This is a genomic window from Brachybacterium zhongshanense (assembly GCF_055385755.1).
Window position 1 is genome coordinate 1,616,472 of the sequence record NZ_AP043790.1, and the last position, 25,211, is coordinate 1,641,682.

19 protein-coding genes are annotated in these 25,211 nt (G+C 67.8%); 5 read left to right on the forward strand and 14 right to left on the reverse strand.

Translation table 11 applies throughout. The features are described from left to right. Positions 1-3: 3 nt before the first annotated feature. Positions 4-1,680, forward strand: coding sequence for a cytochrome bc1 complex cytochrome b subunit (gene qcrB, locus ACZ5AJ_RS07330; RefSeq protein ID WP_464138406.1), 1,677 nt, complete (start codon positions 4-6; stop codon positions 1,678-1,680). 1,512 nt (positions 1,681-3,192) lie between these two features. Here the strand turns inward: qcrB and ctaF are convergent. The 6 genes from ctaF to ACZ5AJ_RS07360 all read right to left on the reverse strand — a co-directional run bounded on the left by ctaF (position 3,193) and on the right by ACZ5AJ_RS07360 (position 8,879). Continuing rightward, positions 3,193-3,609 (reverse strand): aa3-type cytochrome oxidase subunit IV, encoded by a 417-nt coding sequence (gene ctaF / locus ACZ5AJ_RS07335; RefSeq protein ID WP_464138407.1) that lies wholly within the window; start codon positions 3,607-3,609, stop codon positions 3,193-3,195. A gap of 3 nt (positions 3,610-3,612) precedes the next feature. Further along, entirely contained in the window at positions 3,613-5,328 is a 1,716-nt protein-coding gene (gene ctaD, locus ACZ5AJ_RS07340) for an aa3-type cytochrome oxidase subunit I (RefSeq protein WP_464138409.1), read from the reverse strand. Next, the gene (gene ctaC, locus ACZ5AJ_RS07345) at positions 5,325-6,254 is read right to left on the reverse strand and encodes an aa3-type cytochrome oxidase subunit II (RefSeq protein WP_464138410.1); all 930 of its coding nucleotides are present in this window, start codon (positions 6,252-6,254) and stop codon (positions 5,325-5,327) included. The genes ctaD and ctaC overlap by 4 nt, the downstream gene beginning before the upstream one ends. A 360-nt stretch (positions 6,255-6,614) precedes the next feature. Continuing rightward, the gene (gene erpA / locus ACZ5AJ_RS07350; RefSeq protein WP_464138411.1) at positions 6,615-6,971 is read right to left on the reverse strand and encodes an iron-sulfur cluster insertion protein ErpA; all 357 of its coding nucleotides are present in this window, start codon (positions 6,969-6,971) and stop codon (positions 6,615-6,617) included. Positions 6,972-7,201: 230 nt separating this feature from the next. Then, the gene (locus tag ACZ5AJ_RS07355) at positions 7,202-7,471 is read right to left on the reverse strand and encodes a hypothetical protein (protein ID WP_464138413.1); all 270 of its coding nucleotides are present in this window, start codon (positions 7,469-7,471) and stop codon (positions 7,202-7,204) included. Further along, complete coding sequence (locus ACZ5AJ_RS07360; RefSeq protein ID WP_464138414.1) at positions 7,464-8,879, reverse strand: M20/M25/M40 family metallo-hydrolase; 1,416 nt, start codon at positions 8,877-8,879, stop codon at positions 7,464-7,466. The genes ACZ5AJ_RS07355 and ACZ5AJ_RS07360 overlap by 8 nt, the downstream gene beginning before the upstream one ends. A gap of 73 nt (positions 8,880-8,952) precedes the next feature. On the opposite strand from ACZ5AJ_RS07360, the gene ACZ5AJ_RS07365 reads away from it, so the two are divergent. After that, entirely contained in the window at positions 8,953-9,549 is a 597-nt protein-coding gene (locus ACZ5AJ_RS07365; RefSeq protein WP_464138416.1) for a DUF3043 domain-containing protein, read from the forward strand. Positions 9,550-9,653: 104 nt separating this feature from the next. On the opposite strand, the gene aspS is transcribed toward ACZ5AJ_RS07365, so the two are convergent. Continuing rightward, positions 9,654-11,492, reverse strand: a complete 1,839-nt coding sequence (gene aspS, locus ACZ5AJ_RS07370) for an aspartate--tRNA ligase (protein ID WP_464138417.1) — start codon at positions 11,490-11,492, stop codon at positions 9,654-9,656. Between the two features lie 336 nt (positions 11,493-11,828). Between aspS and ACZ5AJ_RS07375 the strand changes: the two genes are divergently transcribed. Then, entirely contained in the window at positions 11,829-13,916 is a 2,088-nt protein-coding gene (locus ACZ5AJ_RS07375) for a DEAD/DEAH box helicase (RefSeq protein ID WP_464138418.1), read from the forward strand. A 128-nt stretch (positions 13,917-14,044) separates the two neighbouring features. On the opposite strand, the gene trxA is transcribed toward ACZ5AJ_RS07375, so the two are convergent. Both trxA and hisS read right to left on the reverse strand, forming a co-directional pair. Then, positions 14,045-14,422: a thioredoxin gene (trxA, locus tag ACZ5AJ_RS07380; RefSeq protein WP_464138420.1), complete on the reverse strand. Its 378-nt coding sequence runs from the start codon at positions 14,420-14,422 to the stop codon at positions 14,045-14,047. A 59-nt stretch (positions 14,423-14,481) separates the two neighbouring features. After that, a complete protein-coding gene (gene hisS, locus ACZ5AJ_RS07385; RefSeq protein WP_464138421.1) occupies positions 14,482-15,822 on the reverse strand; it encodes a histidine--tRNA ligase in 1,341 nt (446 codons plus the stop codon). Between the two features lie 249 nt (positions 15,823-16,071). On the opposite strand from hisS, the gene ACZ5AJ_RS07390 reads away from it, so the two are divergent. Next, on the forward strand, positions 16,072-17,691 hold the full coding sequence (locus ACZ5AJ_RS07390) for a DUF349 domain-containing protein (protein WP_464138422.1): 1,620 nt from the start codon (positions 16,072-16,074) through the stop codon (positions 17,689-17,691). A 103-nt stretch (positions 17,692-17,794) separates the two neighbouring features. Continuing rightward, complete coding sequence (locus tag ACZ5AJ_RS07395; protein WP_464138424.1) at positions 17,795-18,493, forward strand: hypothetical protein; 699 nt, start codon at positions 17,795-17,797, stop codon at positions 18,491-18,493. A gap of 20 nt (positions 18,494-18,513) precedes the next feature. On the opposite strand, the gene ACZ5AJ_RS07400 is transcribed toward ACZ5AJ_RS07395, so the two are convergent. From ACZ5AJ_RS07400 to yajC, 5 genes are all read right to left on the reverse strand, one after another. Continuing rightward, positions 18,514-20,952 (reverse strand): RelA/SpoT family protein, encoded by a 2,439-nt coding sequence (locus ACZ5AJ_RS07400; protein ID WP_464138425.1) that lies wholly within the window; start codon positions 20,950-20,952, stop codon positions 18,514-18,516. Between the two features lie 91 nt (positions 20,953-21,043). After that, the gene (locus ACZ5AJ_RS07405) at positions 21,044-21,601 is read right to left on the reverse strand and encodes an adenine phosphoribosyltransferase (protein ID WP_464138427.1); all 558 of its coding nucleotides are present in this window, start codon (positions 21,599-21,601) and stop codon (positions 21,044-21,046) included. Positions 21,602-21,678: 77 nt separating this feature from the next. Then, complete coding sequence (gene secF / locus ACZ5AJ_RS07410) at positions 21,679-22,698, reverse strand: protein translocase subunit SecF (protein ID WP_464138428.1); 1,020 nt, start codon at positions 22,696-22,698, stop codon at positions 21,679-21,681. Then, positions 22,695-24,602 (reverse strand): protein translocase subunit SecD, encoded by a 1,908-nt coding sequence (gene secD / locus ACZ5AJ_RS07415; protein WP_464138430.1) that lies wholly within the window; start codon positions 24,600-24,602, stop codon positions 22,695-22,697. The genes secF and secD overlap by 4 nt, the downstream gene beginning before the upstream one ends. Before the next feature lie 57 nt (positions 24,603-24,659). Continuing rightward, positions 24,660-25,037, reverse strand: coding sequence for a preprotein translocase subunit YajC (yajC, locus tag ACZ5AJ_RS07420; protein WP_464138431.1), 378 nt, complete (start codon positions 25,035-25,037; stop codon positions 24,660-24,662). Between the last annotated feature and the right edge of the window lie 174 nt (positions 25,038-25,211).

Genomic DNA, 25,211 nt, shown 5'->3' on the forward strand with positions numbered 1-25,211 from the left:
CACGTGACGACCACGACTTCCGAATCCCGGACTCAGACCGCCGGTGAGAAGCCGAGCCGCGTCATGAAGCTCGGAGCGGTCGGCGGCGACTTCCTGGACTCCCGCGTCGGCGGGGCCGGCCTGGTCAAGTTCTTCGCCCGCAAGATCTTCCCCGACCACTGGTCCTTCATGTTCGGCGAGGTGGCTCTCTACAGCTTCATCGTCCTGCTGATCTCCGGCACCTTCCTGACGATGTTCTTCGACCCCTCCATGGAGGAGGTCGTCTACACGGGACCCTATGAGCCCATGCAGGGGCTGGAGATGTCCCGCGCCTTCGAGTCCACGCTGCACATCTCCTTCGAGGTGAAGGGCGGTCTGCTCTTCCGCCAGATGCACCACTGGGCCGCGCTCGTGTTCATGGTCGCGATCTTCGTGCACATGTTCCGCGTCTTCTTCACCGGCGCATTCCGCAAGCCCCGTGAGCTGAACTGGCTGGTCGGCTTCACCCTGATGGTCCTCGGCATGGTCGCCGGATTCTCCGGCTACTCGCTCCCCGATGATGTGCTCTCCGGCAACGGTCTGCGCGTGATCGACGGACTGTTCAAGGCGATCCCGGTCATCGGCACCTACATGTCGATGCTTCTCTTCGGAGGCGAGTTCCCCGGAACGCAGATCATCCCCCGCCTGTTCACCATCCACATCCTCCTGATCCCGGCGATGATCCTCGGTCTCATCGCCATCCACCTGGTCATGCTGGTCGCGCACAAGCACGCTCACTACCCGGGCCCGGGTCGGACGGACCGCAACGTCGTGGGCTTCCCGCTGTTCCCCGTGTACACCGCGAAGGCTGGAGGCTTCTTCTTCCTCGTCTTCGGCATCATCACCCTGATCTCGGCCACCACGGCGATCAACGCGGTGTGGATCTACGGGCCTTACGACCCCTCCCCCGTCTCCGCCGGCTCGCAGCCTGACTGGTACATGCTCTGGACCGACGGCGGCCTGCGCCTCATGCCGGGCTGGGAGTTCACGATCTTCGGTTACGTGATCTCGCTGAACATGCTCATCCCGTTCGCCGTCTACGGCGGTCTGCTCGGGTTCCTCGCGCTGTACCCGTTCATCGAGGCCTGGGTGACCGGAGACGATCGTGAGCATCACGTTCTGGACCTGCCGTACAACGCTCCGGTGCGGTCCGGGCTGGGCGTCGCGTGGATCGTCGTCTATCTGATCCTCGCGCTGGCCGCGACGAACGACCTCATCGCCATCGCCCTGCACCTGTCCATCAACAACTTGACCTGGTTCTTCCGCATCGCGATCTTCGTCGCGCCGGTGCTGGCGTTCTGGATCACCAAGCGGGTGTGCATCTCGATGCAGCGCCACAAGCGCGAGCTCGCACTCCATGGGGTCGAGACGTCCCGCGTCGTCCGCACCGAGAGCGGTGAGATGCTCGAGATCCATGAGCCGCTGAACGAGTACGACCGCTGGGTCCTCGTGCAGCACGACACGTACCGTCCGCTCAAGGCTGGCAACGGTGTCTCCTCTCTTCGAGCCAAGGCGACGTCCTTCTTCTTCAAGGACAGCATCGACCCGATCTCACCCTCGGAGCTGCGTGAGGCCCTCGAGCACTCGCATCACGAGAAGCACAAGATCGACGAGCTCACCGGTGGCGACTATCGCACGCCGGCCGAGAAGGCGGTCCACTGAGACGCGCTTCTCCTCTCTGTGCAGAGTGTAGGGCCCCGGAAGAACTCCAGTTCTTCCGGGGCCCTTCACTCTGCACACCGCGTCTCGACAATGCTCGAGTCGACCAGATGATGTGGCACCGGCGCACACCCATGGCGCCTGCAGCAGCCGCTCAGCAGTGTGTGAAGGCCGTATACCACTCGCCCCACGAAGCTCCCCGAGCGCGCTCAGCGAAGATCACCGGACCGCCGCTCGCAGACTGAATCCAGCGTACGAGACCGCGTCGCCCCGGGTGAACCGAGGACGCTCCCTGACAGAGGACGCACCGCCCTCACACACGCGGTCAAGTGCTCTCCCCTGTCGGCGGACAGCTCCTCCCCCAGCGCGTCGCATGTGGTCTCCCTGCGGGCCCTGGGACAGAAGAGATGAGGACCACTGACACCCAGAAGAACGGTGGCGCCGCACAAGGCGCCCAACAGCCTATTCCGGCAATACTCCCCCCTATCGCCCATAGCAGGAGTGCATGGGCCTCGGTCCGCGTCCTTCGAACGTCCGGAGCGCCGGATACCGCCTGCCGCTTGCCATCTGCCTCCGGTGCATTCCGTGCCGACGCGGACGCACTCGTCACACGGCGCATGTCACGTCAGGTGACAGGGGCTCAGGCCGCCCGAGCGTGCCTCCGGGCTGCTCTGCCCACCGTGCCACGGCCTGCCTCCTGGCAACCCCATCGCACTGCCGCCTGGTCTGGGTACAGGCAGCATCACCCCCACTTCCCGCGGTGCGATCGCAGCGCAGCGGGGACGTGCTCCGCACCCCTGCACGCCTATCAGCGCAGTATGCTCCGACGACGTGATGCGCGCGCTCCCCCGCTCCGGGAGGGTCGACCAGCCATCTCGTCGACCAATGAGCGAGCACCCACAAGACCGAGGCCGCTCCGTCGGCGCCGAAGAAGACGCGTCGCAGCGATCGGAGAACGCACCGGATCCACAGCAGCCGAGAGCAGCTCCTCCCGCGCCCATCGCAGAGCCTCACCGTGGGGATCCGCAGCAGGGAAGGACCGGCGCAGCTCCATCTCCGCTCGCCTCTGCGGTGTCATCCTGCTGCCCAGCATCGGTCCCTCCCAGGCCTCGTGCGATCACAGACGCCATGCAGACGTCCCACCACCAGTCATCGAGCTTCTGCGTGCGTCACTGCGAAGTCGACGCTCCGCCTCGGATGAAGTCTCCAGCGCACTGCAGCGGGAGATCGTCGAGCGGAGGGCACGGCACAGCCGAAGCATCCGGCCGAGGCACGCCGTGCGCAGAGCATACATTCCGCGCGTTCTCCACGGGCAGCGCACTCCCGTGGCAGTCCTCGCTGATGCACAGCTCATCGACTCCGCACAGCACCGTTGCGCGATGGAGGACGGACACAGCGGCGCAGACGCCGACACCTACGAGGACGGGGACGCACATGCACGACAGCAGAGGGCCCTGCATCGATCTGTCGATGCAGGGCCCTCTGAAGACGTGCCGTCGATGGGGAGATACGGCCTCAGTGCTGGTGCTGACCGGAGGAGAACTCCAGAACCCAGCCCACGATCCCGACGAACGCCAGGATGAACCCGAACGCGAAGAGCCACCATCCTGCGGCGACCCCGAGGAAGCACAGGGCGGCTCCCGCAGCGGTCCACAGCGGCCACCAGCTGTACGGGGCAAAGCTGCCCTGGACGCCAGCCTGGTCAGAGACCTCGCCGTCGAGGCGATCCTCGGGCCGGTCCTTGTGGACCCGGGTGTTCAGCGAGAGGAAGATCGCGATGAGGCCGGCCAGGCCGGCGGCGCCGAGCAGGGCGGCGAATCCTACGGGCTCGATGCCCATCGGCTCGTTCCGTCCCGTGATCACGCCGTAGGCGATGCCCACGACCGCGAAGAAGGCGCAGAGGATGAAGAAGATGCGCGCTGATGCATTCATGGGTCAGTTGCTCCTCGGGTGCTTCACGGGCTCCTCGGCCAGCATGTGATCCTGCGCGGCGGCCTCCGGGTGATGGAGATCGAAAGCCGGACGCTCAGAACGCACACGGGGCAGCGAGTGGAAGTTGTGTCGCGGCGGCGGGCACGAAGTGGCCCACTCCAGGGATGCTCCGTAACCCCACGGGTCGTCGACCTCGACCTTCTTGCCCTTGGTGTGCGTGAGCACGACGTTCAGGATGAAGGGCAGCGTGGAGGCACCGAGGATGAAAGCACCGACCGTCGAGATCTGGTTCATCCACTGGAAGCCATCCTCCGCCAGATAGTTGACGTAGCGGCGAGGCGCGCCCTCGACACCCAGCCAGTGCTGGATCAGGAAGGTCATGTGGAAGCCGATCATCAGCATCCAGAAGTGGAACTTGCCCAGCCCCTCATGAAGCTTGTAGCCGAACATCTTGGGCCACCAGAAGTAGAACCCTGCGAACATCTCGAAGGCGACTGTTCCGAACACCACGTAGTGGAAGTGCGCCACCACGAAGTAGCTGTCCGAGAGGTGGAAGTCCAGCACCGGCGAGGAGAGGATGACACCGGTGAGGCCGCCGAAGAGGAACGTCGTGAGGAAGCCGAGGGTGAACAGCATCGGCGTCTCGAACGTTATGGACCCTCTCCACATCGTCCCTATCCAGTTGAAGAACTTCACGCCGGTGGGCACCGCGATCAGCATCGTCATGAAGGAGAAGAAGTCCAGCATGATCGCGCCGGTGGTGTACATGTGGTGCGCCCACACCGTCACAGACAGCGCAGCGATCGAGATCGTCGCACCGACCAGGGACTTGTAGCCGAAGATCGGCTTGCGAGAGAACACCGGGATGATCTCGGAGGCGATGCCGAAGAACGGCAGCGCGAGGACATACACCTCAGGATGGCCGAAGAACCAGAACAGGTGCTGCCAGAGGATCGGACCGCCGTTCTCCGCGTTGAAGATCTGCGCGCCGAACCGACGATCTGCGCCGAGCGCGAGCAGAGCGGAGGCCAGCGGCGGGAAGGCCATGAGGACGAGGATGCCGGTGATCAGCACGTTCCAGGTGAAGATCGGCATGCGGAACATGGTCATGCCGGGCATGCGCATGCAGATGATCGTGGTGATGAAGTTGACCGAGCCGAGGATGGTGCCGAAGCCCTGCAAGCCCAAGCCGAAGACCCAAAGATCACCCCCCAGGCCTGGCGTGAAGGTGGTGTCCGACAGCGGAGCGTAGGCGAACCAGCCGAAGGAGGCGGCGCCCTGGGGGGTCAGGAAGCCGCCCACAGCGATCAGCGACCCGAAGAGGGTCAGCCAGAAGGCGAACATGTTCAGGCGCGGGAACGCCATGTCCACTGCACCGATCTGCAGCGGCACCAGATAGTTCGCGAAGCCGTTGAACAGAGGGGTGCCGAACATCAGCAGCATGATCGTGCCATGCATGGTGAACAGCTGGTTGTACTGGTCCTTGGAGACCACGACCTGCAGACCGGGCTCCCAGAGCTCGGCACGGATCATCAGGGCGAGGAGGCCGCCGAAGCAGAAGAAGGCGAAGGCCATCCCCATGTACATCAGACCGATCAGCTTGTGGTCGGTCGTCGTCAGGAGGTTGAAGATCAGCTTGCCGGCGCTGCTGCGCTCAGGCTCCTTGAATCGGGCGGGGGCCGAGGTCCCCGGTGCTGCGGTACCGGTGCGGACGCTCACTTGTCGCCCTCCTGTCCTGCCTGGGAGCCGCCACGGGTGTCGGCGACGCCCTGGTCGTAGGCCTCGCGCATGCTCCAGTCCTCCTGATTGCGATTGAGGTCCACGCCGAGCTGGCCGGTGTACCCCTGGTCCTCGAGCTCCTGCATGTGCGCCTCGAACTCCTCCACAGAGACGACCTTCACGTTGAAGAGCATGTCGGAGTGGTACTCGCCGCAGAGCTCCGCGCACTTGCCGTCGTAGGTGCCCTCACGGGTCGGGGTGACCTGGAAGGTCGAGGTGTGCCCCGGGATCATGTCCTTCTTGTAGAGGAAGTCGACGACCCAGAACGAGTGGATGACGTCGCGGGAGTCAAGCCGGAACTCGACCGTCTCGCCTTCGGGCAGGTACAGGACAGGCAGGGACTCGGCCGCCCCCTCCTGACCGGTCTCGAAGGACTGCACGCCTGCGGGCTCATGCACGTCGTAGGTGACGTAGTTGAAGTCCCAGCTCCACTGCTTGCCGACGACGTTGATCACGACATCGGGCTCGTCGTCGAGCGCCTCGATCTCGTGGATGTCACGCTGGGTGAAGTAGAAGAAGGTGAGCACCATGACCACGGGCAGCAGCGTGAACATCAGCTCGAGCGGCACGTGGTAGCGCAGCTGGATCGGGAAGCCCGTGTCGTTCTTGCGGCGGCGGTACGCGATGGAGCACCAGATCGCCAGACCCCACACGATCAGGCCGACGATGACCAGCACCGCCCACGAACCGACCCAGAGGTCGATGATGCGACCGGTCTGGTTGGTGACCTGTCCGTCGTCGTAGCCCGGCAGGAATCCCCGCAGCTGCTTGTCCGTGCAGCCGGAGAGGACCAGGACTGCCAGTGCGACGCCTGTCGCCAGCATGCGGCGTCCGCGCCGTGAGCGCTGAGGGGCCTGGGGGATCACAGAGATGACCTTCCGCTCGATATCTCCTGCGGGCGACGCCGATCGGTCGCTGCCGCGATCTTCGACTCCGCACGACGGAGCTGGTACTCGCATGGGCCGATGCATGCCCATGTCACCGCGCCCCTCTGAGGAAGGGGCTGTGGTGAGCGCACGGCGCCCGCCACTTGACGGCACCCCGTCATCATACGTGCTCCGAGGACTGCTCCGAGCACAGGCGCGCACGTGCTGGGCCACATCACTCTTCTGTGACGGGAACGGTGCTCCCGCACATGCGACGAGCCCGGTTCGACGGTGCAGTCGCACCGTCGAACCGGGCTCGTCGCTGTGTCCCTCAGCGGCGTCCGACGCCGCGCGGAGGACTCAGGAGAACGAGTCGCCGCAGGCGCAGGAGCTCTGCGCATTGGGATTGTCGATCGTGAAGCCCTGCTTCTCGATAGTGTCGGCGAAGTCGATCACGGCACCGGTGAGATAAGGGCTGCTCATCTTGTCGACGATGACCTCGACACCGTCGAAGTCGACCGTGAGGTCATTGTCCATCAGGCGCTCGTCGAAGTAGAGCTGATAGATCAGCCCGGAGCAGCCGCCGGGCTGCACGGCGATGCGCAGACGCAGGTCGTCACGGCCCTCCTGCTCGAGCAGGGTCGAGACCTTCGCTGCGGCCTCGGAGGTGAGAGTCACTCCGTGCGCGGCGGTCGGGCGCTCGGTGGTACTGGTCATGAGGTCCTCCTCGAAGAACGGTGTGCGGACAGCGTACGCCGCGAAGGGCGCGCGCGGCAGGCTGTGTGACACGAACCGTGGGTGCGCTCGGACCTGCAGACGCGAGCCGCAGGCCTCCGGGCGCCTGCCCTCTGCATGGGACCGGATCGTCCTGCCCCCGGACCTGACGGCCGAGATGAGGATCGCTCATGGGGTCTCGGTCCCGTCTCCGCGCGGCGCTTCGGATCCCCTCAGAGGACCCCGCGGAAGAACGCCAGGGCGAGGAGCACCACATATCCCCCGATCGCGCCGACGGCGAGAGCGGCGGCTCCGTCGCGCGAGCGGCCGGAGAGCACCATCGAGAGGGCGCCGAGCAGGAGCAGTCCCACCACCACGAGCCCCCACCACAGCAGGAAGTATCCGGCGAAGAACCCGACCAGGAGACCTGCCAGGAGCAGCGGGACGGCGATCGGCGAGACCGGCGGGCTGCCGGGTTTCTGCTGCTGCGGTTCCTCAGGCATCGTCCGCACCGTCCTTCCGAAGCACTCCAGCTCCCTGCAGCATCAGAGCCTCGGCCAGGCAGACGTTGGCGAACTCCCCGAGGTGCAGCGACTCGTCGATCCCATGGGCTCGGGACTGGGGATCCTCGACTCCTGTCACGAGGACGTCCGCTGCGGGGAAGACCTCCAGCAGATCCGCGATGAACGGGATGGACCCGCCCAGGCCGGTGCCGACGGCGGGGACTCCCCACGCCTGCTCGAGCGCAGTGCGTGCGAGGTCCATGGCTGCACCATCCGGACGCGCCCCATAGGGCTTGCCCTGCTCGCCGCGCCGGATCGAGACCTGCGCGGTGGCGGGTGCGTGCGACTCCAGGTGAGCCACCAGCGCGTCCATCGCGTCGGCCGGCTTCTCCCCCGGCGGGATCCGCAGGGAGATCTTCGCTCGCGCCTCGGGGACGAGTGTGTTGGAGGCATCCCGGACGCTCGGGGCGTCGATACCGATCACCGACAGCGCAGGCCGCGTCCACAGCCGAGCCGCGATGGGTCCCGTCCCTGAGAGCTCGAGACCCTCGGGGACGCCGGCGTCGCGTCGATAGTCCTCCTCGCTCATCTCGACGGCGGGATCGTCGGCCCGGATCAGCCCGCGCACCGCCACCTCTCCGTTCTCGTCATGCAGGGTCGCGAGGAGGCGTGCCAGCTGCGTCGGCGCATCCATGACCGGTCCTCCGAAGAGTCCGGAGTGCACAGCGTGCTCGAGCACCCGCACCTCGACGACGAGGTCGATCACACCGCGCAGGCTCGTGGTCAGAGCCGGGGTTCCCACTGCCCAGTTCGCCGAGTCCGCCACGATGATGAGATCCGCCTCGAGCTGCTCCCGGTGCTCCTCGATGAAGGCGCGGAACGTCGGCGATCCGGCCTCCTCCTCGCCCTCGACGAAGACGGTCACGCCGATCCCGGCGTCCGCGAGCTCGGCGCCGACCAGTCGCAGCGCAGTCACATGGGCCATGACACCGGCCTTGTCATCAGCGGCGCCGCGCCCGAAGAGGCGGTCCCCCCGACGCTCGGGCTCGAAAGGATCGGAGCTCCACTGCCCGACGTCGCCGGTGGGCTGGACGTCGTGGTGCGCATAGAGCATGACCGTGGGGCGCCCCTCCGCGGCGGGGATGCGTCCGACCACCGCAGGGGCCCCCTCCCCCACGGAGGTGATCGCCACCTCGGACATGCCGGCGCTCGAGAGCAGCGCCGCCACCGCCCGCGCGCTGCGCTGCACGGGCTCACGGTCGTAGCCCTCGAAGGCGATCGACGGTATCCGCACCAGGTCCTCGAGGTCGGAGATCGATTGCGGCAGCAGCGCATCCAGCCGAGCGCGCAGGGCGGCGACAGAGGCCGGTTCGGCGGTGAGCGGGATATCGGGATCAGCAGTGCTCATGGGTTCACGGTACCGCCGAGAGGCTGTGCACCCCTCGCAGACGAGTCCCGAACGCACCGCCTAGAATGCAGTGGTGATCTTCAGCAAGTCGTCGAGTACCCCGACCCCGGCACCGGAGCCAGAGCAGCCTGCGCGGCCCGGCTCCAAGGGCCGTCCCACCCGAACCCGCAAGGAGGCAGAGGCCGCCCGTCGGCGTCCGCTCGTCGTCGACGACCGCAAGGAGGCCAAGCGGCGCTCCCGCGAGCAGGCCGCCCGCACGCGGAGCGTCGAGCAGAAGGCGCTGATGACGGGCGACGAGAAGAACATGCCCGCCCAGCATCGCGGTCGGGACCGACGCCTCGTGCGCGACATCGTCGACTCGCGACGCAATCTGGCCGAGTACTTCTTCCCGATCGCGATCGTCTTCATGGTGCTGTCCCTGGTGCTGCCGCTGATCAACCAGAACCTCTACACGCTGATGAGCGTCGGCATGCTTGTCGTCCTGTGGGGCGGGATCCTGCTGTGCGTCGTCGATGCCTTCGCCCTGCGCCGCGCTCTGCGCCGCCGCCTCACCGAGTCGTTCGGCGCGGTGAGCCCCGGTCTGGTCTCCTACGGGGTCATGCGCGCCATCCAGATCCGCCGCTTCCGTCTCCCCAAGCCGCAGATCAAGCATGGTGAGCAGCCCCGCTGAGCGGCTGCTCTCCCTGATCCGCGATCCGTCGACATCGGACGCAGGGCCCCGCACGGTGAACCGCGCGGGGCCCTGCGCATGATGGGGGCTCCGGGAAGAGGAGCTCAGGAGGCCGTCGACGCCGGAGCGTCAGCTCCCTGCTCCTCCGCGGGCTTCGAGGTCCTCGCCTCCGAGCCTCGGCCCATGCCGTCAGAGGGCTTGGAGTCGACGCCCGCCTCCTTGCGCTGCTGTGCGGTGATCGGGGCCGGCGCCTGGGTCAGGGGATCGAAGCCGCCGCCCGACTTCGGGAAGGCGATCACGTCGCGGATCGAGTCCGTCTCCGCGAGCAGCGCCGCGATGCGGTCCCATCCGAAGGCGATGCCGCCGTGCGGTGGGGCACCGAAGGCGAAGGCATCCAGCAGGAAGCCGAACTTCTCGCGCGCCTGCTCCTCATCGATGCCCATGACCGAGAAGACGCGCTCCTGCACGTCCTTCTGATGGATGCGGATGGATCCGCCGCCGATCTCGTTGCCGTTGCACACGATGTCGTAGGCATAGGCGAGGGCGCTGCCCGGATCGGTGTCGAAGGAGTCGAGGAACTCGGGCTTGGGCGAGGTGAACGCATGGTGCACAGCCGTCCACGCTCCGGAGCCCACGGCGACGTCGCCCGCTGCGACCGCGTCTCCCGCCGGCTCGAACATCGGGGCGTCGACGACCCACACGAAGGAGAAGGCCGAGTGGTCGATCAGCCCCAGCCGCTCCGCGATCTCGGCGCGGGCCGCACCCAGCAGCGCACGGGAGGACTTGGCGTCACCGGCGGCGAAGAACACGCAGTCGCCGGGCTTCGCGCCGACCTTCTCCGCCAGACCCGCCTTCTCCGCATCGGAGATGTTCTTGGAGACCGGACCGGTCAGCGAGCCGTCCTCCTGGATGAGGACGTAGGCGAGGCCCCGTGCGCCACGCTGCTTCGCCCACTCCTGCCAGGCATCGAGCGTGCGCCGCGGCTGCGAGGCGCCCCCGGACATCACCACGGCGCCCACATAGGGCGCCTGGAAGACCCGGAACGGCGTGTCCGCGAAGTACTCGGTCATCTCGGTGATCTCGAGGTCGAACCGCAGGTCCGGCTTGTCCGAGCCGTAGCGGCGCATCGACTCCTCGTAGGTGATGCGCGGGATCGGCGTCGAGATCTCATGACCCGCGACCGCCCAGACGTTGACGAGGATCTGCTCGGCCAGGGCGATGACATCCTCCTGGTCCACGAAGCTCATCTCGATGTCGAGCTGGGTGAACTCGGGCTGGCGGTCCGCACGGAAGTCCTCGTCGCGGTAGCAGCGTGCGAGCTGGAAGTACTTCTCCATCCCCGCGACCATCAGCAGCTGCTTGAACAGCTGAGGGGACTGCGGCAGGGCGTACCACGAGCCCGGTGAGAGCCGGGCGGGGACCAGGAAGTCACGGGCCCCCTCAGGGGTGGAGCGTGTCAGGGTCGGAGTCTCGATCTCGACGAAGTCCTGATCGAGGAGCGTCTCGCGAGCCGCGCGATTGATCTTCGACCGCAGACGCAGTGCATGGGCAGGAGCCGGACGGCGCAGGTCGAGATAGCGATAGCGCAGGCGCGCCTCCTCGCCGACCTCGGTGTGCTCGTCGAGCTGGAAGGGCAGCGGCGCCGAGGCGTTGAGCACCTCGACCTCCGTTGCGGTGACCTCGATGTCCCCGGTCGGAAGCTGAGGGTTCTCATTGCCCTCCGGCCGACGGTCGACAGTGCCGACGACCTTGAGGACGTACTCGTTGCGCAGGTGCATCGCCTCGTCCTCGCGCACGACCACCTGGCTGACGCCGCTCGCATCGCGCAGATCGAGGAAGGTCACGCCGCCGTGGTCACGACGACGGCCGATCCAGCCGGTGAGGGTGACTGTCTGTCCGATGTGCTCCGGTCGGAGCTCGCCGGCGAGATGGGTGCGCAGCACGAGATGTCCTTCACGATGAGGCGGGGCGAGCCCCGAGGAGCTCGCCATGGGATTGCATACATGCATGCACCAGGCATGCGCGCGGGCACAGGACCAGCGCGTACGTCGAGGTCGTTGCTGCTCCGCGGATCCGCGCACGAAGCGCGGGAGCACCAGCCTACAGCGCAGGGTGAGCGATCTCGCCACCGCATCACTGTCGGCCAAGGCGCCCGGTCCGTAGACTTGGTGCACGTGCGACCTGCGGAACTGCAGGTCCGTGTCCCCGCCTTCCTGTGTGAGCGCCTTCGGAGTTGCGCCGACGTGCGGGACCCCATCTCCCCTCCGTCGAAGGACACCATGACTGACGCCTCCCCTGCCCCCGAGCCTGCCGACGCGCAGGTCGACGCTCCTGCCGGGAGCGAGGCCCCCGTCTCGGGGTCCAGCGCTCCCGCCGCCGAGTCGGCCGAGCCCGCATCGGAGGCCCGTCCGGGCTCCGACGACAGCGCCGGCTCGCCCGAGAGTGCTGAGCGTGAGGACTCGGACCGCCCCGAGGCGGCCCGGACATCGGGCACGTCCGGTTCCGACGATGTCCCGGAGCAGGGGCCGACCTTCGACGCCCTCGACCTCCCCGCGAGCCTGCGCCGAGCGGTCGCCGACCTCGGCTTCGAGCGCCCCTCGGCCATCCAGGCGCGAGCGATCCCGCCGCTGCTCCAGGGCCGTGACGTCATCGGCGTCGCGCAGACGGGCACCGGCAAGACCGCCGCCTTCGGGCTCCCCCTGCTGGCCGCCATCGACCCGGAGCTGCGAGAGGTCCAGGGCATCGTCATGGCACCGACTCGCGAGCTCGCGATGCAGGTCGCCGACGCCATCGCCTCGTTCGCCGCACCTGTGGGCGGTCTGGACGTCGTCGCCGTGTACGGCGGTTCCCCTTACGGCCCGCAGGAGCGTGCGCTCGCCCGAGGCGCCCAGGTCGTCGTGGGCACTCCGGGACGCGTGATGGACCACATGCGACGCTCCAACCTCCGCCTGGACACGGTCCGGTTCGCGGTCCTCGACGAGGCCGACGAGATGCTCCGCATGGGCTTCGCCGAGGACGTCGAGGAGATCCTCTCCCACACCCCCGAGAGCCGTCAGGTGGCCCTGTTCTCCGCGACCATGCCGCCCGCGATCCGACGGGTCGCCGATGAGCACATGACGGATCCCGTCCGGGTGGCCGTGACTCCCCAGTCCTCGACCGTGGCGAGCGTCCACCAGACCTTCGCCCTGGTTCCCTTCCGCCACCGTACGGGCGCGCTCTCGCGCGTGCTGGCCACCTCCGATGCCGAAGCGGCGATCGTCTTCGTGCGCACGCGCGCCGCGGCCGAGGAGGTGGGCACCGAGCTCGTCGCACGCGGCCACGTCGCAGCGGCGATCAGCGGGGACGTCCCCCAGAAGGAGCGCGAGAAGATCGTCGAGCGGCTGCGGGACGGATCGCTCAAGGTCCTCGTCGCGACCGATGTCGCCGCCCGCGGGCTCGACGTCGAGAAGATCGGACTCGTCGTCAACTTCGATGTCCCGAGGGAGCCCGAGGCCTATGTGCACCGCATCGGCCGCACCGGCCGGGCCGGTCGCTCCGGCGAGGCGCTGACCTTCATCGGCCCTCACGAGCGTCGAGCCCTCAAGAACATCGAACGAGCCACCAAGCAGCGGCTCGAGGAGGCGGTCATCCCCTCCCCGAGAGATGTCTCCAAGCACCGTCTCGCGACGCTGCTGACGCAGGTTCCCGAGCGTCTCGAACGTGGTCGGCTCGAGCTGTATCGCGAGCTCATCGGCGCCTATGTCGCCGAGAACGAGATCGACGCGACCGAGCTCGCCGCCGTCCTGGCCGCCATGGCGGTCGGAGACGAGGGCCCCGGCGCCGCGCGCGAGGACGAGGAGATCCCGAGCTTCTCGCGCGACAGCGATCGCACAGATCGTCGAGGCCGCGACCGCGACGACCGGCGCGCTGAGACACCCCGCACGGAGCACGGCTACACCTCCTACCGGATCGGGGTCGGCCATAGCCACGGTGCGAAGCCTGCGGCGATCGTCGGAGCCATCGCCGGCGAGGGAGGTGTGCCCGGGAAGGAGATCGGCAAGGTCTCGATCTTCGGGTCGTTCTCCCTTGTCCAGATCCGCGGTTCCCTCGGCGAGGAGCAGCTCGCTCAGATCGGTCGCGCGAAGGTCGCCGGACGAGAGCTGCGCATCGGTCCTGACCACGGGCCTCGCAGCGGCGGCCGCGGCACCGGCGACGACCGCGGCCGTGGAGGCTACCGTCGTGACTCCGAACGGTCCTCTCGCCGGGATGACGATCGCCCGCACCGCGGGCAGGGCCACCGGCGCGACGGCGACCGTCGCGGGCGGTACGACGATGGCGGCCGTCGCGACTCGTCGCGCCGGGGACCTCGCCGCTCCTTCGAGGCCTGATCAGGACAGCAGAAGGCCCGCAGCCCCGAGGGGGTGCGGGCCTTCTGCCTGTTCGATGACGGTGCGGACGAATCGCGCACCGGGTCCTCGGATCTCCGCCCGACAGGACGGTCGCCCGGGCCGGCAGCTCAGGCCTGGCCGCCCTGCTCCTTCTGCGCGTCGGCGTAGGCCTTGCGGACCTCGTCCATGTCCAGCCCCTTGACCTGTCCGATCAGGTCCTCGAGGGCCGACTGCGGCAGTGCGCCGGGCTGAGAGAAGACCGGAACGCCGTCCCGGTACACGACCAGGTTGGGGATCGAGGTGACGCCGTAGCGCATCGCCAGCTCCTGCTGGTCCTCGGTGTCCACCTTGGCGAAGGTGACGTCCTGGTGGTTCTCCGAGGCCTCCTCGAAGATCGGGGAGAAGCGCTGGCACGGCACGCACCAGCCCGCCCAGAAGTCGATGAGGACGATGCCGTCCTGGACGGTCTCGTCGTGATTCTCTGCAGTCAGGGTGACGGTAGCCATGGCCCTCACAACGCTTCCGCCGCGGGCCGCATTCCCTCACCTCGTCACGGTGACCCGGCTCACAGCGGAAGGATGCGCACGTCGCGGTCCGCCGCTGGAGGCTCCCAGGTCGCTGCGTCGGCCGCGGACTGCTCGCCCGAACGGATGTCCTTGACCTCATCGGAGCTCTCACCAGGCGCGGGGAACCAGACGAAGGGGATCCCCCGACGGTCGGCGTACCGGATCTGCTTGCCGAGCTTGGCCGCCGTCGGCGCCACCTCGCAGGAGATGCCCCGCTCGCGCAGAGCGCGGGCCACCGCATCGCTCATTCCGCGGGATGGCTCGTCGGCCACCGCGACCAGGACGCAGGTGGGCACAGGACGGCTCGGCCCGGCGAGCTCCGCGGAGAGCATCCGGGACACCAGGCGAGACAGGCCGATCGACAGTCCCACGCCGGGGTAGGTGTGGCGGTTGTCCTTCGCGAGCGAGTCGTACCGGCCGCCGGAGCAGATCGAGCCGAGATTCTCATGACCGGCCACGAAGCTCTCGAAGACCGTCCCCGTGTAGTAGTCGAGCCCGCGAGCGATCGAGAGGTCCGCGACGATCACTCCGGGCACCGCGGCCTCGACGCGCTCGACCACGGAGGTGAGTTCGGCGATCCCCTGCTCGACCATCTCGCCCTCGCCGCCGAGCTCCCTCACCTTCTGGGCGAATGAGGCATCGCGAGTGCGGATGGCGGCGAAGGCCAGGCATGAGTCCGCCTGGGCTTCGCTCGCTCCGGTCTCGGCCAGCAGGAGCTCGCGCACGGCATCTGCGCCGATCTTCGGCAGCTTGTCGAGGCTGCGCAGGACCGCAGCATGGTCCTCGAGTCCGATGGAGCGGAAGAAGCCCTCGGAGAGCCGACGGGTGTTCGCGTGGATGGTGACTTCGGGCAGCGGAAGGCGCCGAAGGATCTCAGCCATCACGATCGCGACCTCGGCATCGACGTGCCCGGGCAGGGAGTCCTGGCCGATGACGTCGAGATCCGCCTGGTAGAACTCACGGAAGCGACCGTCCTGCGGGCGCTCGCCGCGCCACACCTTCTGGATCTGGAAGCGCCTGAAGGGGAACGACAGGTCGTTCTGGTGCTCCAGGACGTAGCGCGCCAGAGGCACGGTGAGGTCGAAATGGAGTCCGAGCTGCCGAGAGGCATCGGAGTCCTCGTCCGGATCCTCCGCGTGCAGACGACGCAGGACATAGACCTCCTTGTCGATCTCCCCCTTGCGCAGCAGCTGCTCCATCGGTTCGACCGCACGAGTCTCGATCCCTGAGAACCCATGGAGCTCGGCCACCTCGCGGAACACGTCGATGACGTGCTGCTCGACGAGGCGCTCGGCAGGGAGCCACTCGGGGAAGCCGGAGAGGGCAGGGATCTTCGCCATGCGGTGCGGTCCTTCTCGTTGTCATCTGCAGATCGTCGACGGTGCATCGACGTCATCCGCGTTCGGGCCGAGCCATTATCCCCCGCCTGCCCGTCGCTCGGCGAACACGCGCGAGCGTCCGCTCCCGGCGCTGTAGAGTTCCGTAGGACGGCGGTTCCCGACCCGGTACCGCCGCAGTCCCCGCCCGGCCGTCATGAACACGGCGGCAGTGTCCCGCCCCGCAGCGGAATCCTCAGAAGGAGCTCGATCGTGAGCGAGTCCGAGACCCACCTCCCCGCATCCTCCCCTCAGGACGGCCCCGCCCCCGAGCCCTCGCATCCGGATCAGCAGTCCGATGCCGACTCGACAGCCGCTCCCGAGCAGAAGTCCGTTCCCGAGCAGAAGTCCGATGCCGAGGAGTCGCCGGCTTCGCGCGCCGTTCCTTCGCCGAGCGCGGCGAGAGCATCAGCATCTGGTCCGCGCCCGGGTCCCGGAGCCCATCGGGCGCCCGGCCCTCGGCCCGGCGGGGCATCCCCCGCAGTCCTCGCCGGCAGGAAGCCTGCTGCTCCGCTGATTCCCGCGGCGCCCCCGGTGGCCGAGTACGACGGCGAGCGGATCGCGGAGGCCAAGGCCTTCGGCGCCGTGGCCGAGGATGGCACGGTGACCGTCCAGGACGGCACGCAGGTGCGCACGATCGGGTCCGTGCCTCCGCCCGGCGAAGGCGAGGCGCCGATCGATGCGGACGCCGCACTCGAGCCGTATGCGCGCGCCTACCTCGACCTCGTCGCCTTCCTCGACCTCACCGAGAAGAAGCTCTCTGCACCCGAGCACACTCACAATGAGCTGAACCGGCTGCTCGAGACGCTCCGCAAGAACATGAAGGAGCCGCAGGTCGTCGGAGACATCCCTGCGCTGCGCGAGCGGGCCCACGCCGTGCGCGAGTCTGCGAAGGAGAAGATCCAGCAGCTGGAGGCGCAGCGCGCAGCCGCTAGAGAGGAGGCCGTCGCACGCCGCACTGCCTTCGTCGAGTCGATCGAGGCCCTGGTGGCGACCCCGCCGGAGCAGATCTCGTGGAAGAGCGCCGGCGAGACCATGCGTCGCATGGTCCCCGACTGGAAGAAGATGCAGACGGAGGACGTCTCCCTCGATCGCGCCACCGAGGATGCCCTGTGGAAGCGCCTGTCCTCTGCTCGCTCGACGTTCGATCGCCATCGCAAGCAGTTCTTCTCCCAGCTCGATGAGAAGCACGAGGAGGCCGCCCGCATCAAGGAGGACCTCATCTCCCGTGCTGAGGCGATGCAGGACTCCACCGACTGGGGGCCGACGGTCCGCGCCTACAAGGCGCTCATGGACGAGTGGCGCTCCGCTCCGCGGGGCGGGCGGAAGAAGGACGACTCCCAGTGGGCGCGGTTCAAGGCGGCCCAGGATCGGTTCTTCGAGGCCCGCAACGCGGATCTCCACGCGACCGACGAGGAGCAGCGAGCCAACCTCGCGGTCAAGGAGGCGCTCCTCGAGGAGGCGGCCACGATCGATCCCTCGAAGGACCTCGAGACGGCCAAGGAGAAGCTGCGGTCGATCCAGGATCGGTGGGAGGAAGCGGGGAAGGTCCCGCGCAGCGATATGCGCAGGATCGAGGAGCGTCTCCGCTCTGTCGAACGGTCCGTGAAGAAGGCTGAGGAGGACGAGTGGAAGCGAACCGACCCGCGCACGCGCGCACGGGTCGAGGGTGCGTCCTCCCAGCTGCAGTCGGCGATCGCCTCGTATGAGGATGCCCTCGAGAAGGCGCGTGCGGGCGGGGATCCGACCAAGATCGCAGAAGCCGAGGCGGCTCTCGAAGCGCGCCGCGAATGGCTGTCGGTGATCGAGCGTTCCGCACGCGATCTGGGCTGAGCCGTCCTCGGCAGCGCTCACACCACTCCTCCCCGCGCCCCGTCCGTCCACAAGGACGGACGGGGCGCTTGCTGCGCGGAGCGACAGCGCGCAATGTCGAGGTATGGCCGATGACCCCGATCCCTGCTCCGCATGGTCGCTGCATGCTGCCGAGCTCGCGGTGCCCGTCGTCGACTCGCTCGTCCCCTGGCCCGACGGCCCGGCCGCGCAGGCGATGGTGCTCGACGGCTGTCTTGCACGGCTCGGACCGGACCTCTACATCCCGCCGGACGTGCTCCACGGCGGCGCCGTGCCGAGGATCCTCGCTCTCGGCACGGCGCTCGGTCGTGGGCTTCGGCCCCACCACGTCGTCGGAGGGATCTCTGCCGCGTGGGTACGGCTCGGAGGCCAGCCGCCGCCCATCATCGAGCTCATCTCGACCGCACACCGCTCCGCCCTGGCCGGCGCCGTGGTGCGCAACAGCAGGCTGCGTCCCGGGGAGGTCGAGACCCTTGCGGGCGCGCCGTTGGCTGCACCGACCCGAGCCGCGTTCGACCTCCTGCGGTTCGAGCCGTCGGCCCGACGGACCGCGATCGCAGGGGCACTCATCGCCGCTGGTCACACCACGGGAGAAGAGATAGAGGCAGGGCTGGCACGAATGCGTCGCCATCCGGCGGCGTCGGCGGTGCGCCTGAGGCTGGCGCAGGCGATCGAGATCGCTCATGCCGAGCCTGACGCCCCGGCCTTCCCTCCTCCTCGGGCTGTCGCATCTGCACAAGGGGCAGCCTCAGCCGCCGCTCATGCACCGGTCCCCGTCGGCTGATGCGCTGCGGGATGAAGAGCTCAGCCCGCTGGGGAGAGCGGCGCCCCGGATCCGACGGGCTTGCCGTCAGCGGTCACCCGATAGACGTCGTACACGCCCTCCACGCGACGCACCTGTGCCAGCACCGACTGCAGATGCGAGGGGTCGGCCAGTTCGAACGAGAAGAAGCTCGTGGCCAGACGGTCCGCATTGGACTGCGCGGACGCCGACTGGAGGTTCACCTGCTGATCGGAGATCACGAGGGCGAGATCGGTGAGCAGGCGTGGACGATCCAGCGCCTCCACCTTGATGTGCACCAGATAGGCCGCACCATGGCGACCGGACCAGCTGACCGGAACCATGCGGTCCGGCTGCTGCTCCGAGAGCTGCACCGCGTTGGCACAGTCTGCATGATGCACGGAGATGCCCGATCCGCGGGTGACGAAGCCGACGATCGGATCCCCCGGAACGGGCGCGCAGCACTTGGCGAGCTTGACCCACAGATCCGTCTGCCCGTCGACGACCACACCCTGGTCGGTCTCGGACGTATGCCGCTCCATGCGATCCTTGGGCCGGGTGCGCGCCCGGGACGGAACAGTCGTCTCGGCCAGATCCTCCTCCGCCCCCACAGTGCCGCCGAACAGGGCGCGGAGCTTGTCCACGACGTGCTGAGCGCCGGTGTGCCCCTCCCCCACGGAGGTGTAGAGCGCATCGACCGACGGGAGGTTGAGGTCCCGCGCCACCGCGGCCAGCGTGTCGTGGGTGAGCAGGCGCCGCATCGGCAGGTCCTGTCGCCTGAGCGCCTTGGCGAGCTCCTCCTTGCCGCGCTCGAGCGCCTCCTCACGACGCTCCTTGGAGAACCACTGCCGGATCTTGGTGCGCGCTCGGGCGGACTTCACGAAGCCCAGCCAGTCGCGGCTCGGGCCGGCATCGGGTGACTTCGAAGTGAACACCTCGACGACGTCTCCGGTGCTCAGGGTCGACTCCAGGGACACGAGACGGCCGTTGACCCGCGCACCGATGGTGCGGTGGCCGACCTCTGTGTGCACCGAGTAGGCGAAGTCCACCGGGGTCGATCCCTGGGGCAGAGCCAGCACATCGCCCTTGGGCGTGAAGACGTAGACCTCCTGGGTGTTGATCTCGAACCTCAGGGAGTCGAGGAACTCTCCGGAGTCCGTCGTGTCCTTCTGCCAGTCCATGAGCTGGCGCAGCCACGCAGACTCGTTGCCTCCACCCGGCTTCGCCGCCGACCCTCCGGAGCTGCCGGCCATCGCCTTGTACTTCCAGTGGGCCGCGACGCCGTACTCCGCCCGTCGATGCATCTCCCGCGTGCGGATCTGGACCTCGACGGGCTTCCCCGTCGGCCCGATGACCGTCGTATGCAGGGACTGGTAGAGGTTGAACTTGGGGAGCGCGATGTAGTCCTTGAACCGTCCCGGCACCGGAGACCATCTCGCGTGCAGAGTTCCCAGCACGCCGTAGCAGTCGCGCACGGTGTCCACCAGCACACGGATTCCGACCAGGTCGTAGATGTCCGTGAAGTCCCGGCCACGCACGATCATCTTCTGGTAGATCGAGTAGTAGTGCTTGGGCCGCCCGGTGACCTCGGCCTTGATCCGCGCCTTCTTCAGATCCTCGAGGATCTGGGTGGAGACCGTCCGCAGATACTGCTCGCGGGCAGGAGCATGCTGCGCGACCAGCGCCACGATCTCCTCGTAGACCTTGGGATACAGCACCTGGAAGGAGCGGTCCTCGAGCTCCCACTTGATGGTGTTCAGGCCCAGCCGATGCGCGAGCGGCGCATAGATCTCCAGCGTCTCCTTCGCCTTGCGCTCGGCAGATGCAGCGGGGACGTACTTCCACGTGCGCGCATTGTGCAGGCGATCAGCGAGCTTGATCAGCAGCACCCGGACGTCGCGGCTCATCGCCACGATCATCTTCCGCACCGTCTCAGCCTGCGCGGCATCCCCGTAGGTGACCTTGTCGAGCTTGGTGACGCCGTCCACCAGGACCGCTATCACCTCCCCGAACTCCTCGCGGAGCATGTCGAGCGAGTAGTCGGTGTCCTCGACGGTGTCATGCAGCAGTGCGGCTGCGATCACCTCGGCGGGCGATCCGAGCTCGGCGAGGATCGTCGCGACGGAGACGGGATGGGTGATGTACGGGTCTCCGCTGCGACGCATCTGTCCTCGATGCGCTCGCTCCGCCACGGCATATGCCCGCTGGATGAGCCCGAGATCCTCCTTGGGGCTGACGCTGGAGATGGTCTCGAGCAGCGGCGCGAGGAGCGGATCGACGGTGGTCGACGCACGGGCGCCGAAGAAGGATCGGCGCGCTCGCGGACGGCGCGGGACAGGCAGCGGCTCTGATGCCGACGAAGCTGGGCCCTGCGCCGTCGAGGATCCTCGGTCCGACGGTGCCTCGGGAGCGGGGCCCGCTGGCCTGCTGGCGGTCTCGTGCTGCGACGGGGTCTCCGGCATCTCCACCTCCTGGCTGTGATGGGCCAGTCTACGCGCGCGGAGAGAATGCTCGGTCATCCCTGTCGGGGCTTCGATCCGGCACTGCCGCGGATCAGTTCGGGAAGCTCCAGACGGTCGACACCGGGACATCGGGCAGTCGGTCGCGGCCCCCCAGGCCCACCAGCTCGATGAGGAAGCTCGTCCCCAGGAGCTCTGCGTCGAAGCTGCGCACGAGCTCCACCGTCGCAGCAGCCGTTCCTCCGGTGGCAAGCAGATCATCGACGACCAGGGTGCGCGCCCCCGGGTGCAGCGCACCGCGCGGAATCTGGATGGTCGCGCTGCCGTACTCGAGGTCGTAGCTGAGGGTGGCCGGGTCGCCGGGCAGCTTGCCCGCCTTCCTCACCGGAACGAATCCGGCACCGATCTCATAGGCGAGAGGAGCGCCCAGCACGAACCCGCGCGCCTCGGTGCCCACCACGTACTCCACGTCCTCGGGGATGAGGGTCCTCCAAAAGCTGATCACCCGGCGCATGGCCTCTGCGTCACGCAGCAGCGGGGTGATGTCCCGGAAGAGCACCCCGGGCGAGGGGAAGTCCGGGAACTCCTCGATGTGGGAGCGACGGATCGCGTCGATCTGCTCGATGGTGGGCACGGTCTCGATGTTCGTCATGTCGTTCCTCGACGAGGTGAGGTGCCGGGGGCTCCGGCACGCTGCGGACGATCCGGCGCGCGGTCGCGCGTCGGGGATCAGGAGTCCCGGAGGGCACCGCCGGTCGTCGTGGGCTCGGACTCGGCAGCTGCGGACTCCGTGCTGCCCTCCTCGCGGCCCGACGCGCGTACACCCAGGCGGTGGAGATCCACCAGCAGTCCTGGTGCGAGGAAGATCGACGAGTACGCGCCGACCAGGATACCGACGAACAGCGCCAGGGAGATGTCCTTGAGGGTTCCCGCTCCGAGCACGAACGCGCCGATCACGAGGATGGAGGCGACCGGCAGCAGAGCGACGACAGAGGTGTTGATCGAGCGCACCAGCGTCTGGTTGGCGGCGAGCTCCACTCGTCCCGCATACACCGAGAGCGGCGCTCTCACCAGGGTCGACGTGTTCTCGCGGACCTTGTCGAACACCACGATCGTGTCATAGAGCGAGTAGCCGAGGATCGTCAGGAAGCCGATGACGGTGGCGGGGGTGACCTCGAAGCCGACGACGCCGTACACGGCGGCGGTCAGCAGCATGTCGTGCAGCAGCGCGATCATGGCGGCTCCCGACGCGCGCGCGTCGCGGAAGTACAGTGCCATTGCCGCCGCGACGAGCACCAGGAACACCACGATCCCTCGGATCATCTTCTGCGTGATGTCGCTGCTCCAGACCGGCCCGATGTAGGAGGCCGAGACATCCTCGGCGTCGACCCCATACCCCTCAGCGAGGTCAGCGGCCAGCGCATCGGTCTGCTCGGAGTCCAGCTGCTCAGTCTGCACGCGCACGGTGTCACCGCCGATGACGGTGATCTTCGGCTCGGTGTCCGGCAGCATGTCCCGCACGGTGTCCCGGGCGATGGTCTGATCCGTGGTCTGCACACCAGGGATCTGGAACTCGGAGCCGCCCGTGAAGTCGATGCCCAGGTTCACCCCGCGGAGACCAGCGATCGATCCGAGCAGGACGAGCACGATCAGGCTCGCGAGGTACCAGGTGCGGCGGCGGCGCACGATCGGCAGCGAGCGGCTTCCGTCGTGAAGGGAGTTCCCGAAGCGGGAGAGGACCTCGCTCATCGTGCATCCTCCTCGTGGGTGCCCTGATCGTCGGAACTGCCGTCATCGGAAGGATCGGGGACTGAGGGGTCAGCGCCGCCGACATGGTCGGTCGATCCGGTCGACTCGCGGGCGAGCCGGGCCTTGCGCTCGGCGAGGGATTCGCGCCGCTCCTCACCGTCCTCCCCCGACCGATCGGAGATCGATCGGATCCGACCGCGCCCCGCATATGCCGGGACGGAGCGGCCGAGCATCGCCGGATCCAGTCCGCTCATCGGGTGCCCCTTGCCGAAGAAGCGGGTGCGCGCCAGCGTCTGCAGGATCGGATGGGTGAACAGGAAGACGATCACCAGATCCAGCACCGTGGTCACGCCGAGCACGAAGGCGAAGCCGCGCACGCTTCCGGTGGACAGCACGTACAGCACGATCGCAGCGATCAGGTTCACGGCATCGGAGGCGAGGATCGTCCGCTTGGCACGGTCCCAGCCGTGGTCCACGGCCGCGACGATCCCTCTGCCGTCGCGGATCTCATCCCTGACGCGTTCGAAGTACACGATGAAGGAGTCCGCTGTGAAGGCGATCGCGACGATCAGGCCCGCGACTCCCGCGAGGGAGAGCCGGTAGCCGATCTCGGGGATGTTGGAGAGCACGGTCAGAACCCCGTAGGTCAGCGCGCCCATCACCACCAGGCTGGTGGTGGTGACGACCGCGAGAGCACGGTACTGACCGATCGCGTAGAGCACGACCAGTGCGAGGCCGATGAGGCCGGCGATCAGGCCCATCTGCAGCTGGTTGGAGCCCAGCGTCGCAGAGATCTGCTGCTCGGACGCGACATCGAACTGCAGTGGAAGCGCACCGAACTTGAGCTGGTCGGCGAGCTGCTTGGCCTGCTCCTGGGAGAAGTTCCCGGAGATGGACGCCTCTCCGTCGGACGAGACGCCCTCGACGGTGGGAGCCGAGATGACCTCGCCGTCCAGCACGATCGCGAAGGCCGTGGTGGCTCCCTCACCGGCGTACAGAGCACTGGTCATCGCGTAGAAGTCGGCGGCGGCATCGTCCTGCAGCGTCATGTTGACCACGTAGTAGCCGGTCGCGTGGCCGGTCGAGTTCACATCGGCTCCGACACTTGCGCTGGCCACGCCCGAGCCTGCGACGACCTCCGGTCCCAGCAGCAGCTTCTGGGTGCCGTCATCGCTGCAGGCCACGATCGCCTCATCGGGATCGGCGTCGGCGTTGGCCTCCTTCTGCGCGGACGGATCCGTGCAGTCGACCTCCATGAGCTCGTTCGACAGATCTTCGTCGAGCCACTCCATCGACCAGGCGTCGTACTTGAGGTCACCAGGAGCGAGGGTCGAGTCCGTGCTGACCGACCCGGAGAAGATCGTCTGAGAGGGATCCGCGGGAGCTGTCTCCTCATCGGCCTCTGCGCCCGCATCGGCTCCGTCGCCCTCCGAGGTCTCGTCCCCGACCGAGGACTCATCGCCTCCGGAGTCCGACGCACCACCCGCGTCCGAGGACCCGCCGTCGTCCGATGCCGCCGTGCCCTCAGGAGCAACAGCGCCGAGCACGGGGCGGAAGGACATCATCGCCGTCGCGCGCAGAGCATCCGAAGTCTCCTGGTCCATCGTGCCCGGGACATCGACCACGATGTTCGTGCCCCCCTGCACGGAGATCTCGGTCTCCCCCACGCCCATCGCGTTCACGCGCTGAGCGATGATCTGGCGGGCCTGCTCCATCGCGTCCCGGTCGATGGCGGACCCGTCGGTGGTGGACGCCGAGAGGATGACCTGCGTACCGCCCTCGAGGTCAAGAGCCAGCTTCGGAGCAGGGTTCCAGTCAGCCTTCCAGACGCCGGCACCGATCCCTCCGCTGAGCAGGAGGATGATTACCGCGAGTGCCCCGAGGGCGATACGACGTGCAGGCATGGTGCAGTTGTCCTCCGCAGGGAGAGATTCAGGGTCGGGGCCCGGAGGCCGGGGACATCAGCGGCGGTCGGATCCGAAGTCGTCGTCGCGAGAGGTCACGCCCGGGACCACGCCCGAGCCCGGCTCGACGTCGTCCGAGCCGGTCTCGCCATCCTCCGCAGCGCTCTCGGAGCCGTCCAGCGGCTCCACCTTTCCGGCGATAGCCTGACGCGCCCACTTCGTCTGCGCGCCGGACTCCGACTCGAGGATCACGACATCATCGAACTCCTCGACGATCAGGCCGTAGAAGCCCGAGTGCGTACGGACCTCGTCGCCGATGCCGAGCGACTTCACCATGTCCTGGTGCGCGCGCTGGGCCTTCTTCTGTCTGTTCGACATGAACAGCAGAGGGAGCATCATGACGGCGAAGATGAGCAGGAGGGGCAGGAGATCCACGGAGTTCCTTTCGGCGGACGGGTGCGGCCGGCGCTCGCGGCGCAGGCCAGGACGAGCCGCTGGCGACTGACCGCCCCACTGTACCCGCAGTTCCTCGGCTCTCCCCGGGAGCATCCTTGCTATGCCGTGCATCACCCCGGCACGCCGATGCGGAGGACTGCACCGTCGCGGCTG